The sequence below is a fragment of the Aeromonas sp. ASNIH4 genome, assembly GCF_002934425.1.
Taxonomy (GTDB): domain Bacteria; phylum Pseudomonadota; class Gammaproteobacteria; order Enterobacterales; family Aeromonadaceae; genus Aeromonas; species Aeromonas hydrophila.
The window spans coordinates 401501-407500 of sequence record NZ_CP026217.1 but is presented as its reverse complement, the minus strand read 5'-3'; the positions used below and the strand labels follow the sequence as shown (position 1 = coordinate 407500).

The 6000-nt window shown below is 65.6% G+C and carries 6 protein-coding genes (1 of these 6 running past the window's edge); 2 read left to right on the top strand and 4 right to left on the bottom strand.

Annotated elements, in window-relative coordinates; genetic code table 11:
- The 3 genes from C2U40_RS01925 to C2U40_RS01915 all read right to left on the bottom strand — a co-directional run.
- Positions 1-494 carry the 5' portion of an NAD(P)H-dependent flavin oxidoreductase gene (locus tag C2U40_RS01925; RefSeq protein ID WP_103828950.1) on the bottom strand. The gene continues 568 nt to the left of window position 1, outside the view, so the window shows 494 of its 1062 coding nt (coding positions 1-494); its start codon is at positions 492-494; its stop codon lies beyond the left edge, outside the window.
- Positions 491-775, bottom strand: a complete 285-nt coding sequence (locus tag C2U40_RS01920; protein WP_103828949.1) for a Pathogenicity locus — start codon at positions 773-775, stop codon at positions 491-493. The genes C2U40_RS01925 and C2U40_RS01920 overlap by 4 nt, the downstream gene beginning before the upstream one ends.
- A gap of 68 nt (positions 776-843) precedes the next feature.
- Entirely contained in the window at positions 844-1491 is a 648-nt protein-coding gene (locus tag C2U40_RS01915; protein ID WP_181014940.1) for a ribonuclease T2 family protein, read from the bottom strand.
- A gap of 230 nt (positions 1492-1721) precedes the next feature.
- Here C2U40_RS01915 and C2U40_RS01910 point away from each other — a divergent pair, with 230 nt between their 5' ends.
- On the top strand, positions 1722-2282 hold the full coding sequence (locus C2U40_RS01910) for a carbonic anhydrase (RefSeq protein WP_005309014.1): 561 nt from the start codon (positions 1722-1724) through the stop codon (positions 2280-2282).
- A gap of 145 nt (positions 2283-2427) precedes the next feature.
- Complete coding sequence (locus C2U40_RS01905; RefSeq protein WP_103828948.1) at positions 2428-2721, top strand: hypothetical protein; 294 nt, start codon at positions 2428-2430, stop codon at positions 2719-2721.
- A 70-nt stretch (positions 2722-2791) separates the two neighbouring features.
- On the opposite strand, the gene C2U40_RS01900 is transcribed toward C2U40_RS01905, so the two are convergent.
- Positions 2792-5842 (bottom strand): cytochrome c peroxidase, encoded by a 3051-nt coding sequence (locus C2U40_RS01900; RefSeq protein WP_103828947.1) that lies wholly within the window; start codon positions 5840-5842, stop codon positions 2792-2794.
- Positions 5843-6000: the final 158 nt, after the last annotated feature.

The window sequence follows — 6000 nt, the reverse complement described above, 5'->3', positions numbered from 1 at the left end:
TGGTCGGCGAGCCAACGAGCTTCAGCGACCGTGGTGGCGCTGGCAAATACCTTGGCCCCGCTGGCTTTCACCCTGGCCAGCAACTCGGGCTCGGGCAGTCCGAAATGAAAACTGACCACGGCCGGTTTGAACTCGGCCACCATGGCGGCATGCTCGGCATTGAACGGGGCCCGACTGGGAGCCGCCGTTCCGGCCGTGTCGCGCACGCCGTATTCGTCATAGTAGGGCGCCAGCCGCTGCAACCAGCGGGCCTGGGCGGCGGGATCCGGCGCTTCCTGCCGGTGACAGAAGAAGTTGATGTTGAATGGCCCCTCCCCGCTCGTCGCCAGCCGGGTCAGCGCTTCGCGCAAGGTGGCGAGGCTCAGCATGGCCGCAGGCAATGAGCCCAGCGCGCCGGCCCGAGTCACGGCCAGAGCCAGCTCGCTGTCCTGCACACCGGCCATGGGGGCCTGAATGATGGGGTAGCGCAGCCCCAATTCGGCAAACAGCGTCATGATGCTGCCTCTTGCCACTCGGGAGTGACGCCGCCGACCTGGCTGCGTGCCAAGGCGATGGCCCCATCGATGGCCGCCCGGGCCTGCGGGCTGTTCTGCCAGCAGGTCGAGCCCAGCATGCTGGCCACCAGCTGCACGATTTGGCCGGTGTCGGCCTCGGCCAATTGCGCCAGATTGTGGTAGCCAAGCTGTTCAAGCCGCCCGATGACGGTGGGCCCCACCCCTTTCACGCCGAGCAGCAGCGCCCGCTCCTCGCCCGAAAATCCTTGCTTGCTCTTCATTGATCAGACTCCTTTCCCATACCCTCATTGCACATCAGGCCCGCGAGGGGCCTGATGAAGATAAGTGGTCAACGTACGCTGCGCAGCAGGAAGTCCGGCTGACCGCAGGAGCGCAACTCGCGCTTTTGCATCTCGTCGGAACAGGTGACGGCTGCCGTCCCCTCCTTGTTGATGCAGATATAGATCTCCCGCAGGAAGCGGCCACCGTCGGCGCAGGCCACCGTGATGCTGTCCGGGGCCAACCAGTCGTTGGCACTGGCCAGATCCGCCTTGAGCTGGAAGCGGCTCTTGCGCAGCGGCTCGGCGGGGGACTGATAGGCAGCCGGGATCTTCACTTTCTGGCGCAGGTCGCTGGCCAGCTGATGAAAGCCGCGCTGGCTCAAGCCGGAGCAAGTACCGTGCTTCTCCCACTCATGGCGATAGAGAAAACGGCTGGGATAGAGCCCGGCAAACTGCTGCTCCATCGCCGGATCCAGCCGCTCGCGGGTACAGCTGCTCGGGTAGCCGCGCTGATACTGGGGCCAGAGCCCGTGCAGCACGAATCCCAACTGGCGGGAACATTGGTCCCGGTCGGCCGGCTTGATGGCGCAATGCTCCGGTGACCAGGAGAGCGCCATGGCGTAATAGTCAAATTCACCAGCCTCCCCTTTGGCCTGCACGGCGGAGGAGAACCAGGGGGCCAGCAGCATGCCGAGCAGCACAACAATCTTCTTCATCTTGGGTATCCAGGGTTATACACATAATGTCGAGCGGGCCGTTTTGCCCTCGAGAACGGCCATGCTCCCATATTTTGCCCAGAGGGAACACCCTGCCGGGGCGCCGGCCCATGTCGGGGTCAGACCAGTAAAGGGTTTCCCCTCCCGGCACCGAGGCGTAAGCTGACTCTCCGGCGGGCCCGCACGTCCGGCCTGCTTCCCGTCCGCTTTCCTCTTCAACAGGATGTAACATGATCCGCAAGAATCCCTCCGGCCATCTGCCGGTCATCGACGAGTCAGCCTATATCGACAAGACAGCCATCATCTGTGGCAAGGTGATCATCAAGGAGAACGTGTTTGTCGGCCCCTATGCGGTGATCCGCGCCGACGAGGTGGATGCCAGCGGCGACATGGAGCCCATCGTCATCGGCGCCAACTCCAACATTCAGGACGGGGTCGTCATCCACTCCAAGTCCGGCGCTGCGGTCACCATCGGCGAGTACACCTCCATCGCCCACCGCAGCATAGTCCACGGGCCGTGCGAAGTGGGCAACCGGGTGTTCATCGGCTTCAACAGCGTGCTGTTCAACTGCCACATCGGTGACGGCGCCGTGGTGCGCCACAACTCGGTGGTGGATGGCTGCGATCTGCCGCCGGAGTTCTACGTTCCCTCCACCACCCGCATCAACCAGCAGAGCGATCTGGACCATATCCCGCGGGTGTCGGTGGATGCCGCCGAGTTCTCCGAGGACGTGGCCCACACCAACATCGACCTGGTCAAGGGGTACAAGGCGCTCTCCAACGAGTTCTGAGTCCCGCGGTTGCCAGGATCCACAACGGGCGCCAAGGCGCCCGTTGTCATGACTGTAAAGAGGGTGAAAAGGGAGCGTAAAAGCCGTTGAGCTAGCGGTCCGCCTAGCGTTTGATGGGCCATCTTCCCTGGATGGAGTCATCCCCATGTCACGTTACCCCCTCGCACTCACCCTGCTGCTTGCCAGCCTGTCGACCCAGGCTTGCGAGCAGCCAGCCCCGCCAGCCGGTCGTCCCGATGTGCGCCCGCCGGCGTTGCCCGCCCCCCTCTATCACGCCAGCAAGCTGGGCCAGGATCCTCAGGCCACGGCCCAGGCGCTGTTCAAGAACATTCCGCCGGCCGAAGCCGACAAGCGCTATGAGGTGGTGGTCAGCGTCCGCGAGCTGCCGCCCCAGCCCATCCGGCTCCAACCCGCCGCCGCCCCACTCAAGGGGCAGTAAGGCTCACACAGCTGGACCGGCCATGAAAAGGGCGCCGCAGCGCCCTTGTCGAGATCATGACTCGAATTCCTTAACGTGCCCGCACGCAGGCGACGCCGTGAGCCTCTTGTGGCAGATCCGTGATGAGCTCGCCGCTGCCCGGATCGAGCAGGGGAGCCTCCCCGTCGTCGTTGGGGGCATCGCTGCTCCAGAGCCGGCTGTAGAGCGGCCAGCCCTGCTCCGTCAGCAGTTTCAGCTCCTCACCGCGCTGATGATAGGCGGCAAACAGCGCCGTCAGCTCCCTGGCCGCCGGCAGGCGCCAATCATCGTGGCCACGCGCCACCAGCTGCTGGCAGTAGTCACGAGCCCGTTCCTGACTCATCACCACATAGTCGTGGGGGAAGGGGTTGTAATCCCCATCTTCATCCCTGGCGCTGCCGTCGTACGCCACCGCCAGCCGGTCCGCTTCCGCGCGAGTCAGGGGACAGACGAAGATCAGCTCGCCCGCCGCCAGCTCGGGATGACGGCAGCCCAGGCTGAAATCAGGCTGGGCATCCACCACCTGCACCGCCAGTTCCAGCATCCGCTCGCCCGTGCTCACCTGCACCCGGGCAGGCCCCACCGCCAGAGCGTGGAGCACCCCATCGCCGTCGACGCTGACCTGCTCCGGCGTCATGCTGCGCCACTGCAAGGGGCCCTGCGCCGGATTGAGCGTGCCATCGCTGAGCCGCAGTCCGGCCTGCAGAGCCAGCGTCTGGCCCACTTCCAGCCGGGGCGCTGCCGGCGTCACCTGCAGATCGATCACGATGGCAGGCACCGGCGCCTCGTCAGCCACCCCGCTCAATCCGAGCTCGGCGACCGTGGCCGGAGTGCGCCTCGGCTCGGCAGACACGCTGCGCAGGAACTCGCCGATGGCATCCAGCTCGTCGTTGGAGAGACCGAGCGCATGCAGATGATCGGAGGCTTGCGGGAAGAAGGGATCGTACTGCGCCACCCCGGTCGGGAAGCCCACCCCACTGCTCCACTTGGTCACCCCGAAGTTGTACATGGCCACCACCCCCTGCACGGAACTGCCGATGCGCTGCGCCAGGATGGGGAAGACCCCGTTGTGCATATAAGGTGCGGTAAACGCCACATCCCGCAGGCTGGGGGTCTTGAAGCGCCCCATGTCCGCCTTTTGGCGGGTGTGCAAGAAGCGGCCGCGGTCCTCCAGATTGCGGCCATAGTAGGCCAGCCCCACGCTCTCGAACCGGTACTGGCTCAGCAGCGGCCCGGAGTGGCAGTTCATGCAGCGGCCATCGGTGCGATAGAGATGCATCCCCCACAGCGCCTTGTCGCTCAGGGCCTGCCCATCCCCTTGGACGAAGCGCTCGAAGTCGCTGTCGCGGCTGATGATGGTGCGCTCGAAGGTGGCGATCGCCTTGGCAATCCGCTCCAGGCTGATCCCCTCGTCACCGAACGCCGTGGCAAAGGCCGCCGGGTAATCGCGGCTGGCCTGCAGACGCGCCAGCAGTTCGTCGTGATCCAGCGCCATCTCCACCGGGTTCTGGATGGGGTGCAGCGACTGTTCCTCCAGCGAGCCGACCCGGCCATCCCAGAACTGGCTGCTGCTGAAGGCACTGTTGAGGATGGAGGGGGCGTTGCGGGTCCCCTTCTGCCCCTGGTGGCCCACCGAGACGCTCAGCCCGTCGCTCCACCCTTTTTGCGGATCGTGGCAGCTGGCACAGCTGATGTCTTGCGCCCGGGAGAGCCGCTTGTCGAAGAACAGTTGCTGACCCAGCACCACCTTGGCCCGGCTGTAAGGGTTGTCGGCCGGGAAGGGCACCGCCGGCAGCGGCCCCAGTTCCTGCCACTCGACCCCCTCATCAAGCCTGGCCGACGGCCATTGGGCGGCAGGGCCGGCATACTGGGCGCGCAGGGCGGCCATGTCGGGCATGCTGTCGTCACGGATGACCGAAGGGCGTACCGGATAGGGCGCCAGCGCATACCAGAGCACGCTGCCCTCCCCCTCCTCGAGCCAGCTGCCCGTGGCGGGCTGGTAAAGAGCGGGGCGGCCGGCGCCGTCCTGCAGCCAGATCCGGGTTGGTACAGCCAGGGCAAAGGTGTGTGGGTAGCGCCAACTCTGCTTGTCCGCCGCCAGCAGCCGTTCGAATTCGGCCAGGCCAGGCAGTCGCCAGTCACTGCGCCCGCAGCCAGTCGGCACCACCCCCAGCCCGGCACGGCTGGCCTGCGGCAACGTACTGCTGCCGCTGGCGTGCAGCCAATACTGGCTGCCCTTGACCCCGGCAGTGCTGCGCACATCGTGCAGGCAACGCCAGTCAGTGCCGCTCGTCAGCCGACCCTGCTCATCAAGGCGCAGCAGGTCGGCCGTCTCCGGCTCGTCGGGCTGACTGGGTTGGGCGGGATAGAACAGCAGCCTTGCCGCCTCGATGGGGCCGCTGTTGCTGCGCCGATACCAGCTGCGCTCCCCCTGATCGGCACGCAGGGCCAGCAGCATCTGCCAGCTGTCCGGATAGTTGAGCTCGGCCCCCGGCTGGCGCTGGGCCAGCAACAGGGTCGCATAGTCCTGAATGAGCGGTTGCTGTTGCAGACGGATCTGTGCCAGTTGCCCCCACTCGCCCTGATCGAGGGTGCCGTCCCCATTGCGGTCGGCCAGCAGGAACAGCGCCGTCTCCTCTTCATCCAGTCGCAAGGAAGCTGCGTCAGCGCGCCGGGCCAACAGGGCCGTGGCGCCGAGTTCGGCCACCCGGGCCGTCGCGGCGCGCAGAATATAGCTGCCATCGCGCCCCATCAGCTCCAGCGGCTGATCCAGCAGCAAACCGGCCGGCAGCGTCATGACCAGGGGGCGCTCCTCCCCCACCTCTCCGCTCACCGCGATGCCGGTAGCGGCCTGGCGCAGCAGCAGGGTGGCCCCCTGCCCCAGGCGGGTCGTCACATCAAGCCGCACGGTCAACTCGCTGCGGGTATGGGTCGGTACCGGTTCAATCGGCGGCTCTGTGGGTGGCGTCACCACCGGAGGTTCCACCGGCGGCTCTACTACGGGCGGTGTCACCACCGGCACAGAGGGAACGGGCGTCTGGCTATGGTTGTCATTGCAGGCGGTCAGGATCAGCAGGCTGACCAGTAAGAGGCTGGCTTTCATCGTGCAAAGGGTGAGTGGTCTGAGGAGTCGGTGATTATCCAGTTAAATGACAATCATTATCAATATCACCTTGCAAATATGTGTTTTGACAACAGCCACTCTGTCGCGGGCACCATGACAAGAGGGCAGGCATCCGTCGATGCCTGCCCTCTTTATCT

Coding starts and splice junctions, on each gene's coding strand:
- C2U40_RS01920 (WP_103828949.1), bottom strand. CDS start 775: ATGAAGAGCAAGCAAGGATTTTCGGGCGAGGAGCGGGCGCTGCTGCTC.
- C2U40_RS01915 (WP_181014940.1), bottom strand. CDS start 1,491: ATGAAGAAGATTGTTGTGCTGCTCGGCATGCTGCTGGCCCCCTGGTTC.
- C2U40_RS01910 (WP_005309014.1), top strand. CDS start 1,722: ATGATCCGCAAGAATCCCTCCGGCCATCTGCCGGTCATCGACGAGTCA.
- C2U40_RS01905 (WP_103828948.1), top strand. CDS start 2,428: ATGTCACGTTACCCCCTCGCACTCACCCTGCTGCTTGCCAGCCTGTCG.
- C2U40_RS01900 (WP_103828947.1), bottom strand. CDS start 5,842: ATGAAAGCCAGCCTCTTACTGGTCAGCCTGCTGATCCTGACCGCCTGC.